Raw genomic sequence first — 19,309 nt, forward strand, 5'->3', positions numbered from 1 at the left:
GAGACTGTCCGATGACCAACCCCGTTCGCCGCGCCGCTCTTGCCTGCCTGTTAGGAGCGGGCCTCGCGTGGTCCGGCCTGGCGCCCGCCGCCGCCCAGGACTGGCCCGACAAGCCCGTCACGCTCGTGGTGCCGTTCGCCTCCGGCGGCACCACGGACATCATCGCCCGCACGATCGGGCAGAAGCTGGGCGAAGCGCTGCGCCAGCCCGTGGTGGTGGACAATCGCCCCGGTGCCGGCGGGACCCTCGGTGCCGCCAACGTTGCGCGCGCCACGCCGGATGGCCATACGTTGCTGCTTGCCACCGTGGCGCATACCATGGCGCCCGGCATCTACAAGTCGCTGCCCTACGACTTCACGCGCGACCTGGTGCCGGTTGGCCTGGTGGCGCTGACGCCCAATGTGCTGCTGGTCAGCCCGTCGCTGCCCGTCAGGTCGGTGGCGGAGCTCATCGCCTATATCAAGTCCCATCGGGGGCAGGTCAACTACGGCTCGGCCGGTCCTGGCAGTACCGAGCATCTGTCGGGGGAACTGTTCCGCGCGATGACCGGAACCGACATCGTCCACGTCCCGTACAAGGGTGGCGCACCGATGATGACCGACCTGATCGCCGGACAGATCCAGATGGCCATCGAAACCAGCCCTTCCGCCGCGCCCCATGTGCGCTCGGGCAAGGTCAGGGCGCTGGCCGTCACCACCGCGAGACGTTCCCCGGCCTACCCGGGCGTGCCCACGCTGGAGGAAAGCGGGATCAAGGGCTACGAGGTGACCACCTGGTACGCGCTGATGGCGCCGCGCGGCACGCCCGCCGCAGTGACGCAGCGGCTGGGCGCGGAGCTGGCGCAGGCGCTCAGGCAACCGGATGTGCTGAAACGCTTTGAAGAGCAGGGCGTTACCGCGGGCGACATGTCCCCGGCGCAACTCGGCGAGTTCATCCGCAAGGAGACGGAGCGGTGGACGAAGGTTGCGAAATCGTCGGGCGCCGCCGCGGAGTGATTGCGGGGGCAGCGCCCCGCACGCCTTCAGCGCCCGCCCGGCGCGGACGGCATCCTGCAGCCCTGCTGATGCCGCCCGTCGTGGTGCTTGCGGTGCCTAAGCCGCGTGGCCCGCGGCATGGCCTGCTGCGTGAACCTGCGGACCCGGCGCAAAGCGTTCCAGCACATGGGCTGTCATGCCTCTGGCCAGTTCCTCTTCACCGTAGAAGACCGTGCCAATCGCATCCTTGCGCAGCATGACGGACTCGTCCTCGTTGTGCGTGCGCAGGACGATCTCGATCGACGCGTTGAGCGTGCGCGCGATGCCGGCCATCTGGCGGACATCGATCGGGTCGGCAATGGCCACCACCAGCATCGCGGCGCGCGCGATATGGGCCTGGATCAGGACGGCGGGCTCGGCGGCATTGCCGGAGACCGCCGCGATGCCGCGATTGCGCAGGCTTTCCACCAGCTCCCGGTTCTGCTCCGCGACCACATACGGGATGCCGCGCGCCTGCAGCGCACTGGCGATGCGCCGGCCCACGCGGCCGTAGCCGACCAGCACCACCTGGCCCTCCAGGTACTTGCGCTCGGTGCTCATCGGCAGTTCGGCGTAGGGGTCGCCGCGCTGTTCCAGGCGCCTGGCCAGTGCCGAGCGCTTGAGGATCCAGCGGCGGAACGGTTCGTTGACGGCAAACAGCACCGGGTTCAGCGCGATCGAGATCAGCGCGGCGGCCAGCACCAGGCTCATGCCTTCGGCGGGCAGCAGCCCGAGCGAAAGGCCCAGGCCGGCGAGGATGAACGAGAACTCGCCGATCTGCGCCAGGCTGGCCGACACCGTCAGCGCGGTGTTGAGCGGATAGCGGAAGGCCAGCACCAGCCCGAAGGCCGCGGCCGACTTGCCGAGGATGATGATCGCCACGGTGGCCAGCACGTGCAGGGGCTGCTCGATCAGGATGGCGGGCCGGAACAGCATGCCCACCGAGACGAAGAACAGCACCGAGAACGCGTCGCGCAACGGCAGCGATTCCTGTGCGGCGCGGTGGCTGAACTCGGATTCGCGCATGACCATGCCGGCGAAGAACGCGCCCAGCGCGAACGAGACGCTGAACAGCTGGGCCGCGCCATAGGCAATGCCGATGGCGGAGGCAATGACCGCCAGCGTGAACAGTTCGCGCGAGCCGGTGCGCGCGACCAGCCACAGGAACCACGGCAGCACGCGGCGGCCTGCCACCAGCATCAGCGCGATGAAGGCACCGACCTGCAGCAGCGTCAGCGCGATGGTGGTCCACAGCGATGTGGCTTCCGCCGCTTCGGCGCCCGTCGATCCGCCGAGAATCCCGGCCAGCGGCGGCAGCAGGACCAGCACGAGCACCGTGGCCAGGTCTTCGACGACCAGCCAGCCCACGGCGATGCGGCCGTTCATGCTTTCGAGCACGCCGCGCGTCTCCAGCGCCTTGAGCAGCACCACCGTACTGGCGCACGACAGCGACAGCCCGAAGATCAGCCCGCTGCCCCAATGCCAGTCCCACAGCCATGCCACGCCCGCACCGAGCGCCGTGGCCAGCGCCATCTGCACCACCGCGCCGGGCACGGCGATGCGCTTGACCGCCAGCAGGTCCTTCAGCGAGAAGTGCAGCCCCACGCCGAACATCAGCAGCATCACGCCGATCTCGGAAAGCTGGGACGCCAGGTGGACGTCGGCGACGAAGCCCGGCGTACCCGGGCCGATGATGATGCCGGCGACCAGGTAGCCGACCAGCGCCGGCACCTTGATCCGCTCGGCCAGGTAGCCAAGGACCAGGGCGATGCCGAAGCCGGCCGCCAGCGTGGTGATAAGAGGAATGTTGTGTTCCATGCAGGACGAATGGGAGCGGCGGATTGAAAACGGGGGCGTTCCTGCGGCGGGCCCGGCAGCCCGTTGCCGATCAGGCAACGATGGGTCTGCCGTGCGCCGGCAGACATACCAGGCCCCCTCATGATAACGGCATCCGGCGGCAGTCCTGTCGGACGGGTTCGCGCGGAGCGCCTTGCCAGGGGTCTGACCCGTGGCCGCAGCGTGTGGTGCAGGCAAACAATGCATTCGGGAATTGCAGATGGTGCGCGGCCCGGTTAACGGCGATGATCCTGCCCGACACCGACCGATTTCCGATCCACCATGCGCGTCCACCTGCAGTCCCACTCGCACGTCAGCCTGCATCGCCTGTTCCTGGCGTTTCCGCTGACGGTCGCGCCCACGCAGGGCCGCTCGGTCATCCGCCGGCGTGGCCATGAGCGGCTGCTGGTGCCGGGGCAGGAAGTCACGATCGAGCCGTTCGAGGCCATCGACATGTATCTGGACGGCAGCGGTGCGCAGCCGTCGGCCTGTACCTTCGAGATCCGGCGCGGCATGCCCGGGGCACCGCAGGACGGCCTGCATCACCGCATCTCCAGGCGCGTGTTCCTCCAGCCTCAGTATGCGTGGAGCGCCGGCTTCATCGCGGAACGGCTCGGCATGCCCGCGGCGCAGCTGCGCCGCCTGCTGTTCTCGCAAGGCACGGCGCTGACGGATCTCTGCCGCACGCAACGGCTGATGCGCCTGCTGTTCGAAGCCATGACCGGAGACGTTGCCATGGCGGACCTGAAGCGCTTTGTCGGATGGCCTCCGGCCGGCGATGTGGAATCTGCGTTCTATGACCGCTTCGGCGTCTCCTTGCAGATGGCGCGGCGGCTGGCCAGCCGCCCGGCGCGCGAGCTGCGGCGATCCATCGCCTGAGCAGTTTTCGGCACCCACGGCAGAGGACCTTCGGCCGCGCTTCCGTGTCCTCTGGAATAATGGTGTCCGGCGACGCGGGGCGGGCCGGGCCTGTCATGTGCCGCACTTCAACGACGGCATCCATCCAGGGAGCAGCGCAGACATGGCCAAGCGTGAGCATCACTATCAGGTCTCGGTCGAATGGACCGGCAACCAGGGAAGCGGAACGTCCGGCTACCGGGCGTACGCGCGCGACTACGTGATCCGCTCCGGTGCCAAGCCCGCCATTCCCGGCTCGTCGGACCCGGCGTTCCTGGGAGACGCGGCACGCTGGAACCCCGAGGAATTGCTGGTGGCGTCGGCGTCGGCGTGCCACAAGCTCTGGTACCTGCACCTGTGCGCCGACGCGGGCATCGTCGTGCTCGCGTATGCCGATGACGCGCAGGGCACGATGGTCGAGGGCGAGTCCGGCCGGTTCACGCAGATCTTGCTGCGGCCGCGCGTCGCCATCCGTGCCGCGGATGATCTGGAACTGGCGAAGCGGCTGCACCATGCGGCGCACGAGCAATGCTTCATCGCCAACTCGCTCAACTTTCCCATCTTGTGCGAGCCGACTTTTGAGCAGGTCGACGCCTGAGAACAAGGCCGGCGCGGGTTCATCTGCACACGGCCATCGCTGTTCGGACCGTGCCGACGTTTCGCGCGGCTGTTGGCCGCCGCCCACCAGATTCTCTCCGTACAAGGCCGTAGCGCGCACCTGAAGGCCCGCGCGACCCGTGGCACGGCATCTGCATAGTCCCGATCGAACGTCGTTTCCGCCGTTCGCTTTTCACGACTAACAGGAGATTCCCATGTCCACGCTACTGATCGAGAACCTCGCGCACGTGCGCGAACTGGATCTGGCCGCGCGCGCCGCCATCCGCGGCGGCTATGCCACCATGCCGTCCATTGCCGTGGGTGAGCCCGACCCCAACGGGTCGATGCCGCCGATGCCACCGATGCCCTCGATGCCGCCATTGCCAGCGTTCCCTCCGATGCCGCCGATGCCGCACCTGCCCGAGTTTCCGCCGGGATTCCCGTTCCAGCCGAAAGCCCAGCCGAAGATCGTGCCGCTGTAACCGGCGCGGGCGCCATCGCGCCCGGGACATCGTCAATGGCGCCGGGCCGGACCGGCACGGCGCCTTGACGATGGCGATGCACTACGTGCCCGCCACCCCGGCTCCGGACGCGAGCGGCGCAGGACTAAGACCGTTCCTGGTCCTCCTCTCTGACGCGCTCCAGCCGCGGCATCCCCGTCCATGTGCAACGATGCCCCGCGCCGCCCAGTTCCGAGGCGAGCGCAGACAGCGTCATGGCAAGCAGTATCAGCAGTCTCTGCATCCATCCTCCCGCGCCTCAGCGCCGGTCGACGTCAAGGACTGCCTGCGCAAAGGCGGCAGGCGCTTCCTGCGGCAGGTTGTGGCCGATGCCGCCGGTCAGGTTGCGGTGCTCATACCGGCCGGTGAACTTGCTGGCATAGGCGCTGGGCTCGGGATGGGGCGCACCGTTGGCATCGCCTTCCATGGTGATGGTCGGCACGATGATGGCCGGTGCCGTGGCGAGCTTCTTCTCGATGTCATCGAACCGCGCTTCGCCGCTGGCCAACCCCTGCCGCCAGCGGTAGTTGTGGATGGTGATTTCCACATGGTCGGGGTTGTCGAACGCGGCCGCGCTGCGCTCGAAGGTGGCATCGTCGAAGTGCCATTGCGGAGATGCCAGCTTCCAGATCAGCCTGGCGAACTGGCGCGTGTACTTGCGGTAGCCGGCCAGGCCGCGGTCCGTGGCGAAGTAGAACTGGTACCACCATTGCAGCTCGGCCTCGGGCGGCAGCGGCTGCTTGCCGGCCGCCTGGCTGCCGATCAGGTAGCCGCTCACCGATACCAGTCCCCGGCAGCGGTCCGGCCACAGCGCGGCCATGATGTCGGCGGTGCGCGCGCCCCAGTCGAAGCCGGCCACCACGGCGTTACGGATGCCGAGCGCGTCCATCAGCGCGATCATGTCGGCCGCGATGGCCGATGGCTGGCCGTTGCGCTTGGTATCGGCCGACAGGAAGGTGGTCGAGCCATTGCCGCGCAGATAGGGCATGATCACGCGATAGCCGCGCGCCGCCAGCAGGGGCGCCACGTCGACAAAGCTGTAGATGTCGTAGGGCCAGCCATGCAGCAGCAGCGCGACCGGCCCGTCGGCCGGGCCGGCCTCGGCGTAGCCGACGTTCAGCACGCCGGCATTGACTTGCCGGATCGGTGCGAAGGTCGTGTGGGTGCCAGGCTTGACCGGGGGCAGGGGTGCCGCCTTCGCCGCGCCGGTCTGCGCCCGGGCAGCTTGCGACAGGCCCAGTTGCGCCGCGGCCAGCGTTGCTGCCGCGGCGCCCAGAAAGCCCCGGCGGGGCAGATCGATTCTCTCCGACATCTCTTTCTCCTGTGTGCGTGATCAACTTGAGCACGAGTCTAGGAGGCCGCGGCAAGCGGCATGTGTCGGGAACCCCGGGGCTTTGTATCGCCGTGTATATGCGCGTGGCGGCCCAATACGCCGATACAAGAAACCCGCCTGGCGTACTACTTCTGCCCCGTGGCGGTGCGCCAGCGCGTGACGAACTCGCGATACGCCGCGATGTCGAGGTGACGCGTCAGCGCCGCGTCGTTCTGGATCGGCCGCATGCTGGTGCCGAGCTGTGTCACCAGCCGGGCGGCGGTGGTGTCGCCGCCGACGTCGCTGCGCACGGCGTACAGCCCGGCGCGCTGCGCCATCAGGGTCTGGCCGCGCCGCGAAAGCGTGTAGTCGACCCACAGGCGGGCCGCGTTCGGATGGCGCGCGCGCTGGCTGATCAACTGGATGCGCGACAGCACCAGCGTGTAGTCGGTCAGGAAGGCGACGCCGATTGCGGCATTGTGCTGCGCCTGGCCTGTCGCGTACGCGCCGAGCACGTTGTAGGCGATCGCCATGCTGCCATTGGCGACCTGGCGCAGCATGGCGGCGGTAGTCGACACATAGCGGGCGTCGAGCCTGCCCAGTTCCGCGGCGATGTCCCAGAAGGCCGGGCCCGCCGTGGCATCCTGCGTGGCCAGCAGGAACCCGAGGCCGGACTTTTCGATGTCATAGGTGACGACCTTGCGGCGCAACTGGCCGGCCTGCGTCGCCAGCAGCTGCGCCAGGTCGGCGTGCGTGCGCGGTACCTGGGCGGCGCGCAGCAGCTTCCGGTTGTAGGCGATCGCCACCGGATCGATGCTGGTGGCCCAGCCCTGGTCCTGCCAGCGGGCCCAGGCGGGCAGGCCGGATGCTTCGGGCGAGGCGTAGGTCATGGCATAGCCGCGCCTGACCAGGCTGGCCTGGAGATCCATCGCCGAACTCCACAACACGTCGGCGGACTCGGTTTCAAGCTGGGTCTCGGCCAGGTAGCGGTGATACAGCTCGGTGCTGGTCAGGTCGTCGTACTCGACCCGGACGCGCGGATACATCGACCGGAAGTCGGCCAGCATGGGCCGGACCAGGTCGGCGTCGGCGGTGGCGTAGATCACCAGGCGGCCTTCGTCCTCGGCCGCGCGGACAACGCTGGCATAGTCCGGGGCGTAGCCAGGCGGCGGCTTCGCCCGTGGCGCATAGTCCAGCAGTTCATTGGCGTCCTGCGCGGATGATGCCAGGGGCCAGCCCAGCGCCAGCCCAAGCAGGGCGCGTCGCCGGGCGAGCCGTGGCGTGCGGTGATTTCGCATGGCAATGCCTCAGGTCCGGCCCATGACCGGGATGACGCCGAAAATGATGCACGCGGCCAGCATCACCACCGCCGCCGAAAGTGCCCACAGCAGCGTAAAGCGTTGATGGTCGCCGAACTCGACCTCGGCCAGGCCGACCAGCAGGTAGGTCGACGCCACCAGCGGGCTGAGCAGGTGGACCTGCTGCCCGATCAGCGAAGCGCGCCCGAGCTCCGCCGCGGTAATGCCATGCACGGCGCCGGCCTTGGCGAGGATCGGCAGGATGCCGAAGTAGAAGGCGTCGTTGGAGATGAAGAACGTGAACGGCACGCTCAGCACCGCCGTCACGACCGCGAGGTACGGCTCCAGCCAGTTGGGCAGGCCGGCAATCACGCTGGCGGCGATGGCATCCACCATCTTCGTGCCCGACAGGATGCCCACGAAGATGCCGGCGGCGAAGATCAGCGAGACCACCGGCACGATATTGCCGGCATGCTCGGCGATCCGCTCCTTCTGGTCCTGCATGTTCGGATAGTTGACCATCAGCGCGATCGCCGACGCCACCATGAACAGTACCTGCAGCGGGATCGCACCGTGGATCAGCAGCGCCATCAGGGCCACCGTCAGCGCGAAGTTGAACCACAGCAGCCGGGGCCGCGCGGTGGCCGGGTTGCCGGCGGTGACCGCCGGAGCACTGTCGGCCGGCGTCCCGGCCTGCTGCAGCACAAGTGCCCCGAGCCGCTTCTTCTCGCGGCGCCCCAGCAGGCCCGCGACGAAGATGCCCCACATGCCGGTGACGATCATCGGCAGGATCATCGGCACGAACAGCTGGCCCACGTCCACGCCGAGCGAACTGGCCGCGCGCGCCGTCGGGCCGCCCCATGGCAGGACGTTCATGAGCCCCCCGGCCATCATGATGACGCAGGCCAGCACCAGGCGGCTCAGGCCCAGGCGCTTGTACAGCGGCAGCATCGCGGCGCAGGTGATCATGTAGGTGGTCGAGCCGTCGCCGTCGAGCGAGACCACGGTCGCCAGCACGAAGGTGCCGATCACGATCCGGGTCGGGTCGTTGCCGACCAGCCTGAGGATGACGCGCACCGCGGGGTCGAACAGGCCGGCATCGATCATGATCCCGAAATACAGGATCGCGAACATCAGCATGACGCCGGTGGGTGCCAGCTTCTTGATGCCTTCCAGCATCATCGGGCCCAGCTCGATGCCGAAGCCCGCCAGCAGCCCGAAGACGATCGGCACCAGGATCAGGGCAACCATCGCCGACAGGCGCTTGGTCATGATCAGCGCCATGAAGACGATGATCATCGTATAGGCGATGGCGGTCAGCATGGTCGAACCTCCGGCGGTGCTCACGCTACGAACCGGCAGGCCGACGCCGCCGCGCGCGTATTCAGCTTGCGCTCGCCGGCCTGGCTGGCTGCCAATGGCGTCCACAGCATCGCCGGCTGCGACGCCGCGATCACTGTGTCGATACTGAGGCAGTATATGTTGCGCGAGAGGCGTGCGTGGCATTGCCTTTGGTTCTCTTGCGCACCGGCCAACGGCCCGGTGGCTGCCGCCGCGGGAAGGCCTGCGAACGCGATTCGCTGTGATTCGTGAAGCATGCTGGCGATCTGCATGACAGGTGTCTCCTTGACAAAGCGGTGCCCGCCCGAATGGCTGGAGGGGGGATGCTAGAGACTCAAGCTGTCATTTCGCCGTCACGGATACCTAGGGTAACTACGGATAGGTTGGCTCTGCGTGGCCGGCTGCCGGCGTTATGGATCGTCGTGGAACGACAGCTCGACGCCGATGCGCTCCCCGTCGCGGACACGGCTGATCGCATGTCGAAGATTGACGCGATAGTCGCCCCTGGCCCCCCTGAAAGGGCGCTGGGCGGTGCCGATGATCGCCAGATCGCCAAGCGCCAGCGGCAACACCATCGGCCGCGACTGCATGCGCGGCCGCTGCTCGGTCATCACGAACTCGCCGCCCAGGAAGTCGACGCCCGGTTCGCTCAGCAGCGCGATGACCTGCAGCGGGAACACGTGCTTGCCATCGCTGCGCTGATGCAGGGCGATATAGTCGCCGGTTCGAAGGCGCGTCAGATGGGATTGTGGCCGTACCTGTCCCGCCTGCCGGTTGTGCTGAAGAAATACGTCCAGTTCGGCAGGGTAGCGGTATCCGGCATCGAGCCCGGCATCGAGCCGCGCGTTCCAGTGGTTTGCGATGGGTGCCAGCCTGCGATACAGCGCCACGCGCCAGACATCCCACGGTGCCGGCAGCGCATCGCCGAAGCCCAGCAGTTCGCCGCGCCCGAGCCCGGCGCGGGCCAGCGACACGCCGCGCAAGGCGGGCAGCTGCGCGGCGTGGCGGGCCTGTTCCGGTGTGAGCAGGCCGGAGAGCACGGCGTACCCCTGCAGATCGAGCTGTGCGGCGATGTCCGGCCAGTCCAGCCGGTCGAACATCGTGACGGATGACGACATGGCGTGGTCGCGATCAAGCCTCGGCTTCACGCCGCAAAAGCTCCCGCTTGCGGTCCACGCCCCAGCGATAGCCGGAGATGTCGCCATCACGGCGGACCACGCGATGGCAGGGAATGGCGACAGCGATGTGGTTCGCGCCGCAGGCCTGCGCGACCGCGCGCGTTGCCCGGGGCGCGCCGATGCGTTCGGCGATTTCCGCATAGCTCACGGTCTTGCCGGGCGGGATCTCGCGCAAGGCCTGCCAGACCCGTTCCTGGAAGGCGGTGCCGCGTACGTCCAGCGGCAGGTTAAGCCCGATCGAAGGCGCCTCGACGAAGCCGACCACCTGCGCGACCAGCTGCTCGAACCCGGCATCGCCGCCGATCAGCTGAGCGTTGGGGAACTGGTCCTGCAGCTCGCGCACGAGCGTGTCCGGATCGTCATTCAACAGGATTGCGCAGATGCCGCGCTGGCTTTGCGCGACCAGGATGGCGCCCAGCGCGCACTGCCCGACCGCGAAGCGGATCACCGCACCCGTGCCGCCGTCGCGGTAGTCACGCGCGCGCATGCCCAGCAACTGGTCGGAGGTCTCGTAGAACCGGCTGTTGGAGTTGAAGCCGGCATCGTAGATCGCCTCGGTCACGGAGGTATCGGGCGTGGCCAGCACGGTCCGCAGCCGGCGCGCGCGATAGGCCGACGCGTAGGCCTTGGGCGTCAGGCCGGTCTCGGCCTTGAATACGCGATGCAGGTGGAACGGGCTCAAGCCTGCCCGGGTGGCCAGTGCCTCGAGGCTGGGGATAGTGTCGCAAGCCTCGATCAGGCGGCAGACCTCTGCCACCAGCGCGGCGCGCCCGGCGGCGGCGCTGGTCCGGTCCGCGCGGGCGCGGCGGCTGGCGCGGTATCCCGCCGCCTCGGCGGCCGCGGCGCTATCGAAGAACTCGACGTTCTCGCGCTTCGGCAACCGTGCCGAGGCGCTCGGGCGGCAGTACACGCCGGTCGTGCGCACCGCGTAGACGAAGTGCGCGTCGGCGCCGGCGTCGCGGGCCTGTACCGCCTGCCAGCGCAATGCGTCGGTCGCGTACGCGGGGTTGTGGGTGGCCTTCGTGTTCATGATGCTTGCCTGGGGTTTGTCGATCACGGTGCCAGAATAGGCCGGAATTTGCCCGCAAGAACTCCGATTCTTGCGGGCAAATTCCGTCATGGCAACCTTGATGGCAGGGCGGCACCGCGCAACGCCGGAAGGGGCCGTGAAGCCCCTTCCGGCGTTGCCGGGCAAGCTGCGCCGAAGGACGCTCAGTGCTCGATCACGGGCGCGTGGACCGGTGCGATCGAGGCGTGCGTTGTCGCGGTCCGTTGTGCCGCCTTGTGCACCATCGTATAGGCATAGTCGATGCCCATCCCGTAGGCGCCGGAGTGTTCCTTGGCGAGGCCCGTCACGGCGTCATACGTTTCGCGGTTCTTCCAGTCGCGCTGCCATTCGAGCATCACCTGCTGCCAGGTCACGGGTACCACGCCGGCCTGGATCATGCGTTGCATCGCGTAGTCGTGCGCTTCCTTGGTGGTGCCGCCGGACGCGTCGGCCACCATGTAGATCTCGTAGTCGCCTTCCAGCATCGCGCTGAGCGCAAAGGTCGTGTTGCAGACTTCGGTCCACAGGCCGGCTACCACGATCTTCTTGCGCCCGTTGGCCGCCAGCGCGTCGCGCACCTTCTGGTCATCCCAGGAATTCATCGAGGTCCGTTCCAGCGTTTCCTTGCCGGGAAACACGTCGAGCAGTTCGGGGTAGGTATAGCCGGAGAACGAATCGCTTTCCACGGTGGTGATCGTGGTCGGCACGTCGAAGATCTTCGCTGCCTTGGCCAGTCCGACGACATTGTTCTTCATGGTCTGGCGGTCCATCGACTGCACGCCGAACGCCATTTGCGGCTGGTGGTCGATGATGATGAGCTGGCTGTTGCGCGGGGTCAGGACTTGCAGCTTGGCGTTCGACATGGGGGCTCTCCGTTCAGGAATGAATTCAATTGGTTTGAAGTTTCACGCTAGGCGGCGTGTTGTTGTCGCGTCGCCATGTGGAGAACTATAGCGACGAGATGTGATCCGAAACGGGGCTTTCGCTGTAATAGTTGTTCAAAATAAATGAACATTCAGGCGCCGGACGATTTGCCGGTCAGACGGGCGAGATAACCGTGCCCGATCGGGGGGCTGACGTACGGCAGCGACGACCTATTGCGGAACTGCGGCCTGGGCTGCCACCACGGCGGACCAGGACGCCGCAGCGAGGACCGATCCCACGGTTCGCCGGATGGAAGCGCCGATCGGCCTTGTATCAACGCGCGGGTCCGGCGGATACGCAGTCGCATCCCTGGCCGCACTTCGACGTGTCCGCTCGATGAATCCCGATACTCCCCGGCTATTGCATACAGGTGGCAGAATAGCGCCGCGGAACAACCTCAACACGATCGAACGAGCGTGCGGTGCAGATTCCCGGTTTGCAACCAGATCGCAGTCCCGAACGAACAGGAGAACTCCCCATGTCCAAACCACCGTTGCCCGAACCAGTCAATGCCGTTCGGAGGATCTAAACGACATGGCGCTCATCATCGATTCGCAGCCTCACGACAACCCGGCTACCAGCTTGTGGGCGCAATGCCGCACGGCAGTGCTGCTCACCATCGTGGGTGGGGCCATCGACACCATAGGCTTCATCGCGTTGCTCGGCTTCTTTACCGCCCATGTGACTGGCAACCTGGTGCTGGCCGGCGCGGCTTTCGTGAAAGGAGGCGCGGGCCTGTGGGTGAAGCTCGGGGCCATTCCGCTATTTATCGTCACGGTGATGCTTGCCAAGATATGGATTGACCGCTGCAGCCAGTCCCACAAGACCCTGGGTTGGATGTTCGTGGCGGAGGCGGTGTTCCTGTCGGGCTTCATGCTGACGGGCCTCTACTTCGATCCGTTTTCCGATCCCGGTGCGGGCGAACTGGCGCTGACGGGCGGCCTGGGTCTGATGGCCCTGGCAATCCGCAATACGGCGAGCAAGACCCTGATCAAGCACATCAGCCCCAGCACCATGATGACGGGGAATACCACTCAGTTCGGCATCGATCTATCCAGTTTCATGCGCACGCCCGGCCGTGAGCACGGGGTGGCCGTGCTGAAAAGCGGGAGCATCGTCGTCGGGTTCGTTGCGGGCGCGTTTCTTGGCGCCGTGCTTTACATGCGTATCGGATTCTGGAGCGTGTTGCCTTTCACGCTGGTGATTCTGTATCTGGCCAGTCTGTCCTTCCGCAAACAGTTCATCTGAGGGAGGCCATGACCATCAACAAAAGCCGACTGGAATCCTTCAGTGACGGGGTCATTGCGGTGAGCCTGACGCTGATGCTCTATCAGATTCAGCTTCCCGCCGAATTCAACTGGGATGGCGTACGAGCAGAGGCGCGTCAATTCTTCGGATATGTGCTCAGCTTCATTTACGTCGGAATCTACTGGAACAACCACCATCACCTGTTCCAGATGGTGCGCGGCATCAATGGAAAGATCATGTGGGCAAATCTCAATCTGCTGTTCTGGTTGACGATGATTCCCATCACCACCACCTGGACCGGAAAGTCAGAATTCTCGGAGGTCCCGACTGCGTTGTATGCCTTTGTGCTGTTCATGTGCGCCATCTCCTATTGGATATTGCAGCGGCTCATCATCGCATCGGAGGGAAAGGGCTCCTCGCTCGCACGTGCGATTGGCAAGGATCTGAAGGGGAGGGTATCGCTTGTCGTGTACGCACTGGCGATCATGGTCAGTTTCTACAGCACTATCGCCGCAACGTTCATTCTGATTGCGATGGCTGCATTCTGGTTTTTTCCTGATTCGCGAATCGAAAGGTATCTACTGGGGCAGGAAGGCAAGGATTCGTAGGGTGGTGCCAAACTACCTTGTTACTGGCCGGTTTTCAGCGCCTCACTTCTGCTTTCGCGCCTGAACCGGGTTGGTGCATGGCCTGTCCAGCGCTGAAACGCCCGGCGAAATGCTTCCTCGCTGGCAAAGCCAAGCTGCTCGGCGATTCTTCCTACCGACCAGTTCGTCGCACACAGGCATTGCTCGGCATACTCCTGCAGGCTGTGTTCGCGCAGCACCCGGTAGCTGCTGCCGTCGGCCGCGAGACGGCGACGCATGGTCGGCTCGCTCACGTCAAATCGTACGGCCAGCTCAGCCAGAGTCGGCAGCCGCGCGCCATGCACCAGCGCTGCATGCAGTATGCCGCGCACCTGCTGGCTCAGTGATACGACCTCGACCGGCGCACCGATCAGCCGGTAAGGAAAGTCTTCCAGGAAGGTATCGAGTTCCGCTGCCTGGCGCATGACCGGACGGTCCAGCAAGGCCTCATCGAATTCGAATCCGTAGGTCTGCGCGCCGGACGTCACGGTGGCATGGAACAAGCCCAGGAAAGGCAAGGCATCCTCGCGCCGGGGATGCGCCAGGTAGACATGGGTCGGACGCACCGGCTGGCCGATCAGCCAACCGAACAGCAGCATGTAGAAGAAGAGCCCTGTCAGGTCCACCAGGCAAGCTGCAGAGCTTTTCGCGCGTCGCAGTGAATCCATGCGGAAGACCGCCTGGCCTGCGCGTTGCCCGAGGCTGAGCGCGCCGGCACGCGGATACAGCATCGCGCAGAAATCGGCCGCGCAGCAGATCGCCTCCCTGAGCGTCTGGCAACTCAAGACGCAACGACACAACAAGTCCACCTCCTGCTTGCGCATTGGAGGGTGGCCGTTGCCTTTCGCGACCAGGGCTTCCAGCCGCTCGATCGAAGCACGATAGAGCGCGGTGAACTGCGCCGGCCGCGCATGCCCGGGAGCGCCGGTCTCAGGCGGTACCTCGACGCCTTGCCGCTTCAGTTCCTCAAGCAAGCGCTGCACCATGCCTTGCGGGACTGGACCGGGATTTCCCGGCAAGTTGGCATTCATGGATGGTCGTCCTGATTGCTTCGGTAGCGATGGTTGATCGGCAGGGTAGGGATCCGTGGCGGCCAGGCCTCCCATAATGATCCCGGCACTTCCACCCGCGCAGAAAACCTGCGTACGGCCTGGGCCACGGAGGTTGCCATGCATTGATCCACCTGCCTATACGGGAAAAACCATGACCGCTTTCCCCTCCCGGAGATCCGGGATTCCCGCATCGCAGCCCTGCCGCGCACGGCTTGCGTCGCGCGAGATTCAAAGATGATCCACATACTCGATGAAATCGTGCTCGCCCCACGACACCTGCCCGCCGTGCTTGGCTTGCTGGAAAGCCACTACCTTCCCGGTAGCGGCCCAAGGGGCCTCACGCTTCTGCAGCGCTGGGCTTCGCCGCCCGTGGCGCTGGACGACGCGCCCAATACGCTCTGGCTGCTGTGGCAAGTGGCGGATGCGCCAGCGTACTACGCCATGCGCGCCGGCATCGAAGCTCCGGTCATCGCGTTCTGGTCGGAGGTCGATACGTTGTGTGAAATCAGGCGGCGCCATGTGATGACCGATGCGACACCGGCGTTACCTCAGCGCAAGGAGCTTCGCGATGCGGTTTGAGACGGCACAGATCCGATTCCGCCCTGGCACCCCTGCGGGGGCGGACACACAGGAACAAGTACTCCTTGCCCGGGTTAGAGACCTGCCAGGCATCCGCCAGGTGGCGATTGGCCGGAATCTGACGGGAAGCTGGGGAGCGGGCGACTGCACGCTCGACCTGCAATTCGACCCGGCCGCGCCCGAATCACCTGACCTCGCGGCCGCTGTGAACGGCATGGCAGAGGTGGATAGCGTTACATACCGTCCGATCTCGTACGGACTGCGTGCCCCGCTGCTTCGCCACGGGATCTGCCGCACGCTGATGTTCCGCGTCCGGCCCGAGGCGCCCGACTGGCAGGTCCGCGGCCTGGAGCGGGACCTGTTGAGAATGCCGGACTACATGCCCGGCATTCTCAACTGGCGGCTTGCCCGCGTCGTGTCGCCCGGCGCGTGGACCCATGTCTGGCAGCAGGAGTTCGCCAGCGTGGACGACCTGCTGGGCGAGTACCTGATGCACCCCTTCCACTGGGGCCGGGTCGACCGATGGTTCGACCCCGAGTTTCCCGAATGGACGGTCGATGCGATCTCCCATGCGTTCTGTCCGTTCGCGACGAGCCTGATTGCCAACCACACCAACAGAGAGGAATACGCGCCATGACCGGATACGGGAAACTGACAGGAAAGATTGCGCTGGTCACCGGCGCCAGCCGCGGCATCGGCCGCGCCATCGCACAGCGCTTCGCGGCGGAGGGCGCTGTGGTGGTTGCCACGGCGCGGCACCTTGGCCGGTCCGAAGACGAACCCGGCACGCTGGCCGAGACGGTTGCCCTGATCCGGCAGCACGGGGGGCGTGCCATGGCGCTGGCGGCGGACCTGGAGGATCCGGCGCAGCGAGAGCAACTTGTGCCGCAGGCCGCAGAAGCAGCGGGTGGTCTCGACATCCTGGTCAACAATGCCGGCATGGCGGAATACAGCCGCATCGAATCGATGCCGCTGGAAGTCTTCGACAGAACGATCGAGCACTACCTGCGTGTGCCCTTTGTGCTCAGCCGGGCAGCGATCCCGTGGATGCGCGCACGCGGCGCGGGATGGATCCTGAACCTGGGATCCGTCACCGCACTGTCTCCTTCACGCCCCTATAACGACTTCGACCACGCGGGCGGGGCGACGGCCTACGCCGCGGTCAAGGCCGCCATCAACCGATTCACCGAGGGACTCGCAGCGGAACTGGAGGCCGATGGTATCGCGGTGAATTCCGTGGCGCCAAGCACAGCGATTCGTACGCCGGGAAGCGAGCGCTATATACCGGAAGGCTATCCGACCGAACCAGTGGAGTACCTGGTGGAAACGGCGCTCGCGCTATGCAGCGTTCCGGCTCGCGAGCGCACCGGCTACATCGCCCACAGCCTGCACTTCCCCCTCGCGCACGGACTGGACGTCCGTACGCTTGACGGGCAGGGCGATCTGCCGCCGCCCGTTGTCCCGGCATGGGCGCATCCGGCGTTGAACCAGTCTGGCCTGTGCGGAGGTTGAGCCCATGGAAAAGCGCATGCGCGCAGTCGTTATTGACCGTACAGGCGGACCCGATGTACTCAGGATCGCGGACGTTCCCGTGCCCGAACCCGCCGCCGGCGAAGTCCTGATCCGCGTGGCCTGTGCCGGGGTGAATCCAGCGGACTGGAAATGTCGGGAAGGCTATCTGAGCCACTTCATGCAATACAGCTTCCCGTTCGTGATCGGCTTCGATGTGAGCGGTGTCGTGGCAGCGGTGGGCTCCGGCGTACAGGGCTTCGCCCCGGGGGAGCGCGTGTTCGCGCAAACCGAGGTCGGCGCAGGCAAATGGGGGTCCTATGCCGAGTATGTTGCCGTCAGCCAGGATTCCGTGGTGCCCATGCCGGACAACCTGGGATTCGCAGACGCCGCGGCAGTCCCGACCCCGGCGCTGGCCGCCTGGACGGGGCTGTTCGACGAAGGCGGACTCAGGTCGGGGCAGACCGTGCTCGTCCATGGCGGCGCAGGAGCGGTCGGCACCTTTGCTGTTCAACTGGCAAACGCGACCGGTGCAACCGTGGCCGCCACCTGCAGTGCAGCGCGCCGCGACGAACTGATGGCGCTCGGCTGCGAGCAGGCGATCGACTACCGGGGCGGTGAGATCGCAGCCGCCATGCGGGCATGGGCGCCGGCCGGCGCCGATCTGGTACTGGACGCCGTCGGAGGTGGCACCTTGCCGGAGGGCATGGACCTTCTCAAGTCCGGCGGCATCCTGGTGGCCATCCTGACGCTGGTCAGCGGTGACTACGGTCCCGATCCTGCCGAGGCCGCCCGACGCGGCGTCCGGGCCGCCCTGGCGTTCAGCAAGATGCCCAGCGGCACGCGGCTGCGCGAGATCGCAGCCCTGCTCGGAGCCGGGCGAGTGCGACCGCCTCGCATTGAATGCCTGCCACTGGAAGAAGCCGGACGCGCGCTCGATCTGGTCCAGTCGGGCCAGGCGGCAAGCAAGCTGGTACTGCGTATCACCGAGCCACGGGACTTCTGATCGCGGGCGAACGCCGTTCGGCCCGTCAGCCGACGGGACGTCAGTTTCCGCAAGAATCCATCCTCGTGACCGCCCGTATCGTCGGAGCCGCGAGCGCGCGCTGAACGCGGTCGCGCCGCCGTCTGTTCACTCGGCATCGAACTGCATCAGAGCGCTGACATGAGCCATCGAACTCGTGGCCAATGCGTCAAGGCTATAGCCGCCTTCCAGAATCGAGACGATGCGGCCGTCGCACGTCTCGTCGGCAATCTGCATCAGTTCCCTGGTGATCCAGTGGAAGTCGCTGTCCTCCAGGTTCATGCCAGCGAGGGGATCCAGCCGGTGCGCGTCGAATCCCGCGGAGACAATGAGGATTTCAGGGGCGAACGCCCTTAGCGAGGGAAGCACGAGGGCGGAAATCGCGGCACGGAACTGTGCCGGCTCACAGCCGCGAGGCAACGGAACGTTGACAATATTGTGGTTCACCCCTGTCTCGGACCGGGCTCCAGTACCGGGATAGAAAGGCGACTGGTGGCTGGATGCATAGAACAGCTCCGGGCGGTCGAAGAATGCTGCCTGCGTTCCGTTGCCGTGATGCACATCGAAATCGACCACAGCGACGCGCTCGAGTTTGTGGACCTCATAGGCGTAGGCTGCCGCGATCGCCGCCTGGTTGAAAATGCAAAAGCCCATCGCCTTCGCCGGTTCAGCGTGATGGCCGCACGGCCGCGTCGCGCAGAACACGTTACGCGCCTGGCCGTCCATCACCGCATCGACACCCGCGCAAGCAGCGCCGACGCAGCGCATGACGGCTTCCCACGAGCCCGGCGACATGATCGTATCGCCCGCGTCCAGCGGCACGTATCCCTGGGTGGGGGCGCTTTGCACGATCTCGTCGATGTAGTGCGAATCGTGGATCAATCGCAACTGCTCGACGGTGCCCATTGGCGCATCGCGCCATTCCAGCGAAGCGAACGCCGGCGTTCGCAACGCCTGCACGACGGCTCTCAGGCGTTCGGGCGACTCCGGATGGTGCGGCCCGGGGCGGTGTTCGAGACACGCGGTGTGGGTATAAATAATCGTAGTTGTCATGTTCGGCTGTACTCGGTTTCAACCGGCGACGCTCCCTGAATCGCACACCGGTGGCCTACGTCGATCGTCACGGCAATCCCATCAGATATGTAATATATCAGTAGAGTGCGGACACCAACTATCCAGCCGTTTTTTTGAGGAGTGCAGCGTCAGCCCGGCACGGTCGTGCATTTTGTGCTTTACAGTTATCTTTTCGATGGAGCCCCTTCGGGCGGTGGCGCTGGCCGGATGCCCTGGAATTGCGGACTTTTCGAGCCGTGCACGGCGACTGAAA

Annotated in this window: 20 protein-coding genes; 10 read left to right on the top strand and 10 right to left on the bottom strand. The window is 66.0% G+C overall.

Annotated features, from left to right (window positions below; genetic code table 11):
* Nucleotides 1-11 precede the first annotated feature (11 nt).
* Complete coding sequence (locus KHO22_RS08820) at nt 12-995, top strand: Bug family tripartite tricarboxylate transporter substrate binding protein (RefSeq protein WP_211946735.1); 984 nt, start codon at nt 12-14, stop codon at nt 993-995.
* Between the two features lie 96 nt (nt 996-1,091).
* On the opposite strand, the gene KHO22_RS08825 is transcribed toward KHO22_RS08820, so the two are convergent.
* Nucleotides 1,092-2,831: a cation:proton antiporter domain-containing protein gene (locus KHO22_RS08825; protein ID WP_211946736.1), complete on the bottom strand. Its 1,740-nt coding sequence runs from the start codon at nt 2,829-2,831 to the stop codon at nt 1,092-1,094.
* Nucleotides 2,832-3,131: 300 nt separating this feature from the next.
* Here KHO22_RS08825 and KHO22_RS08830 point away from each other — a divergent pair, with 300 nt between their 5' ends.
* The 3 genes from KHO22_RS08830 to KHO22_RS08840 all read left to right on the top strand — a co-directional run bounded on the left by KHO22_RS08830 (nt 3,132) and on the right by KHO22_RS08840 (nt 4,825).
* A complete protein-coding gene (locus tag KHO22_RS08830; protein ID WP_211946737.1) occupies nt 3,132-3,728 on the top strand; it encodes an AraC family transcriptional regulator in 597 nt (198 codons plus the stop codon).
* A gap of 142 nt (nt 3,729-3,870) precedes the next feature.
* Complete coding sequence (locus KHO22_RS08835; RefSeq protein WP_211946738.1) at nt 3,871-4,344, top strand: OsmC family protein; 474 nt, start codon at nt 3,871-3,873, stop codon at nt 4,342-4,344.
* Between the two features lie 214 nt (nt 4,345-4,558).
* Entirely contained in the window at nt 4,559-4,825 is a 267-nt protein-coding gene (locus KHO22_RS08840; RefSeq protein WP_211946739.1) for a hypothetical protein, read from the top strand.
* A 277-nt stretch (nt 4,826-5,102) separates the two neighbouring features.
* Here the strand turns inward: KHO22_RS08840 and KHO22_RS08845 are convergent, their stop codons facing one another.
* From KHO22_RS08845 to KHO22_RS08875, 7 genes are all read right to left on the bottom strand, one after another.
* Nucleotides 5,103-6,155 carry an alpha/beta fold hydrolase gene (locus tag KHO22_RS08845; RefSeq protein ID WP_211946740.1) on the bottom strand — a complete coding sequence of 351 codons (1,053 nt, stop codon included), beginning with the start codon at nt 6,153-6,155 and terminating at the stop codon, nt 5,103-5,105.
* A 146-nt stretch (nt 6,156-6,301) separates the two neighbouring features.
* Nucleotides 6,302-7,453, bottom strand: a complete 1,152-nt coding sequence (locus KHO22_RS08850) for an ABC transporter substrate-binding protein (RefSeq protein WP_211946741.1) — start codon at nt 7,451-7,453, stop codon at nt 6,302-6,304.
* Between the two features lie 9 nt (nt 7,454-7,462).
* Complete coding sequence (locus tag KHO22_RS08855) at nt 7,463-8,776, bottom strand: CitMHS family transporter (protein ID WP_211946742.1); 1,314 nt, start codon at nt 8,774-8,776, stop codon at nt 7,463-7,465.
* Between the two features lie 20 nt (nt 8,777-8,796).
* Entirely contained in the window at nt 8,797-9,066 is a 270-nt protein-coding gene (locus KHO22_RS08860) for a hypothetical protein (RefSeq protein ID WP_211946743.1), read from the bottom strand.
* Between the two features lie 138 nt (nt 9,067-9,204).
* Nucleotides 9,205-9,912: a 2OG-Fe(II) oxygenase gene (locus KHO22_RS08865; protein WP_211946855.1), complete on the bottom strand. Its 708-nt coding sequence runs from the start codon at nt 9,910-9,912 to the stop codon at nt 9,205-9,207.
* 13 nt (nt 9,913-9,925) lie between these two features.
* Nucleotides 9,926-11,002 (bottom strand): bifunctional DNA-binding transcriptional regulator/O6-methylguanine-DNA methyltransferase Ada, encoded by a 1,077-nt coding sequence (ada, locus tag KHO22_RS08870; RefSeq protein ID WP_211946744.1) that lies wholly within the window; start codon nt 11,000-11,002, stop codon nt 9,926-9,928.
* Between the two features lie 182 nt (nt 11,003-11,184).
* Entirely contained in the window at nt 11,185-11,883 is a 699-nt protein-coding gene (locus KHO22_RS08875; RefSeq protein WP_211946745.1) for a hydrolase, read from the bottom strand.
* Between the two features lie 595 nt (nt 11,884-12,478).
* Here KHO22_RS08875 and KHO22_RS08880 point away from each other — a divergent pair.
* Nucleotides 12,479-13,192, top strand: a complete 714-nt coding sequence (locus KHO22_RS08880) for a YoaK family protein (RefSeq protein ID WP_211946746.1) — start codon at nt 12,479-12,481, stop codon at nt 13,190-13,192.
* A gap of 8 nt (nt 13,193-13,200) precedes the next feature.
* Nucleotides 13,201-13,800 (top strand): TMEM175 family protein, encoded by a 600-nt coding sequence (locus tag KHO22_RS08885; protein ID WP_211946747.1) that lies wholly within the window; start codon nt 13,201-13,203, stop codon nt 13,798-13,800.
* Nucleotides 13,801-13,820: 20 nt separating this feature from the next.
* Here KHO22_RS08885 and KHO22_RS08890 read toward each other — a convergent pair whose 3' ends face one another.
* Entirely contained in the window at nt 13,821-14,804 is a 984-nt protein-coding gene (locus KHO22_RS08890; protein ID WP_211946856.1) for an AraC family transcriptional regulator, read from the bottom strand.
* A gap of 300 nt (nt 14,805-15,104) precedes the next feature.
* On the opposite strand from KHO22_RS08890, the gene KHO22_RS08895 reads away from it, so the two are divergent.
* The 4 genes from KHO22_RS08895 to KHO22_RS08910 are packed head-to-tail and all read left to right on the top strand — an operon-like array spanning nt 15,105 to nt 17,964.
* A complete protein-coding gene (locus KHO22_RS08895) occupies nt 15,105-15,449 on the top strand; it encodes a hypothetical protein (RefSeq protein WP_211946748.1) in 345 nt (114 codons plus the stop codon).
* A complete protein-coding gene (locus KHO22_RS08900) occupies nt 15,439-16,086 on the top strand; it encodes a Dabb family protein (RefSeq protein ID WP_211946749.1) in 648 nt (215 codons plus the stop codon). The genes KHO22_RS08895 and KHO22_RS08900 overlap by 11 nt, the downstream gene beginning before the upstream one ends.
* Nucleotides 16,083-16,961: an SDR family NAD(P)-dependent oxidoreductase gene (locus KHO22_RS08905; protein ID WP_211946750.1), complete on the top strand. Its 879-nt coding sequence runs from the start codon at nt 16,083-16,085 to the stop codon at nt 16,959-16,961. The genes KHO22_RS08900 and KHO22_RS08905 overlap by 4 nt, the downstream gene beginning before the upstream one ends.
* 16 nt (nt 16,962-16,977) lie before the next feature.
* Nucleotides 16,978-17,964, top strand: coding sequence for an NADP-dependent oxidoreductase (locus KHO22_RS08910; RefSeq protein WP_211946751.1), 987 nt, complete (start codon nt 16,978-16,980; stop codon nt 17,962-17,964).
* 126 nt (nt 17,965-18,090) lie between these two features.
* On the opposite strand, the gene KHO22_RS08915 is transcribed toward KHO22_RS08910, so the two are convergent.
* Complete coding sequence (locus KHO22_RS08915; RefSeq protein ID WP_211946752.1) at nt 18,091-19,035, bottom strand: histone deacetylase family protein; 945 nt, start codon at nt 19,033-19,035, stop codon at nt 18,091-18,093.
* Nucleotides 19,036-19,309: the final 274 nt, after the last annotated feature.

Source organism: Cupriavidus yeoncheonensis (assembly GCF_905397275.1).
Taxonomy (GTDB): Bacteria; Pseudomonadota; Gammaproteobacteria; order Burkholderiales; family Burkholderiaceae; genus Cupriavidus; species Cupriavidus yeoncheonensis.

What these genes read in the sequence shown, in the direction of transcription:
- KHO22_RS08890 (WP_211946856.1), bottom strand. Translation starts at nt 14,804, where the DNA reads ATGGTGCAGCGCTTGCTTGAGGAACTGAAGCGGCAAGGCGTCGAGGTA.
- KHO22_RS08840 (WP_211946739.1), top strand. Translation starts at nt 4,559, where the DNA reads ATGTCCACGCTACTGATCGAGAACCTCGCGCACGTGCGCGAACTGGAT.
- KHO22_RS08820 (WP_211946735.1), top strand. Translation starts at nt 12, where the DNA reads ATGACCAACCCCGTTCGCCGCGCCGCTCTTGCCTGCCTGTTAGGAGCG.
- KHO22_RS08830 (WP_211946737.1), top strand. Translation starts at nt 3,132, where the DNA reads ATGCGCGTCCACCTGCAGTCCCACTCGCACGTCAGCCTGCATCGCCTG.
- KHO22_RS08915 (WP_211946752.1), bottom strand. Translation starts at nt 19,035, where the DNA reads ATGACAACTACGATTATTTATACCCACACCGCGTGTCTCGAACACCGC.
- KHO22_RS08845 (WP_211946740.1), bottom strand. Translation starts at nt 6,155, where the DNA reads ATGTCGGAGAGAATCGATCTGCCCCGCCGGGGCTTTCTGGGCGCCGCG.
- KHO22_RS08860 (WP_211946743.1), bottom strand. Translation starts at nt 9,066, where the DNA reads ATGCAGATCGCCAGCATGCTTCACGAATCACAGCGAATCGCGTTCGCA.
- KHO22_RS08835 (WP_211946738.1), top strand. Translation starts at nt 3,871, where the DNA reads ATGGCCAAGCGTGAGCATCACTATCAGGTCTCGGTCGAATGGACCGGC.
- KHO22_RS08855 (WP_211946742.1), bottom strand. Translation starts at nt 8,776, where the DNA reads ATGCTGACCGCCATCGCCTATACGATGATCATCGTCTTCATGGCGCTG.
- KHO22_RS08895 (WP_211946748.1), top strand. Translation starts at nt 15,105, where the DNA reads ATGATCCACATACTCGATGAAATCGTGCTCGCCCCACGACACCTGCCC.
- KHO22_RS08905 (WP_211946750.1), top strand. Translation starts at nt 16,083, where the DNA reads ATGACCGGATACGGGAAACTGACAGGAAAGATTGCGCTGGTCACCGGC.
- KHO22_RS08825 (WP_211946736.1), bottom strand. Translation starts at nt 2,831, where the DNA reads ATGGAACACAACATTCCTCTTATCACCACGCTGGCGGCCGGCTTCGGC.
- KHO22_RS08875 (WP_211946745.1), bottom strand. Translation starts at nt 11,883, where the DNA reads ATGTCGAACGCCAAGCTGCAAGTCCTGACCCCGCGCAACAGCCAGCTC.
- ada (WP_211946744.1), bottom strand. Translation starts at nt 11,002, where the DNA reads ATGAACACGAAGGCCACCCACAACCCCGCGTACGCGACCGACGCATTG.
- KHO22_RS08880 (WP_211946746.1), top strand. Translation starts at nt 12,479, where the DNA reads ATGGCGCTCATCATCGATTCGCAGCCTCACGACAACCCGGCTACCAGC.
- KHO22_RS08885 (WP_211946747.1), top strand. Translation starts at nt 13,201, where the DNA reads ATGACCATCAACAAAAGCCGACTGGAATCCTTCAGTGACGGGGTCATT.
- KHO22_RS08900 (WP_211946749.1), top strand. Translation starts at nt 15,439, where the DNA reads ATGCGGTTTGAGACGGCACAGATCCGATTCCGCCCTGGCACCCCTGCG.
- KHO22_RS08910 (WP_211946751.1), top strand. Translation starts at nt 16,978, where the DNA reads ATGCGCGCAGTCGTTATTGACCGTACAGGCGGACCCGATGTACTCAGG.
- KHO22_RS08865 (WP_211946855.1), bottom strand. Translation starts at nt 9,912, where the DNA reads ATGTCGTCATCCGTCACGATGTTCGACCGGCTGGACTGGCCGGACATC.
- KHO22_RS08850 (WP_211946741.1), bottom strand. Translation starts at nt 7,453, where the DNA reads ATGCGAAATCACCGCACGCCACGGCTCGCCCGGCGACGCGCCCTGCTT.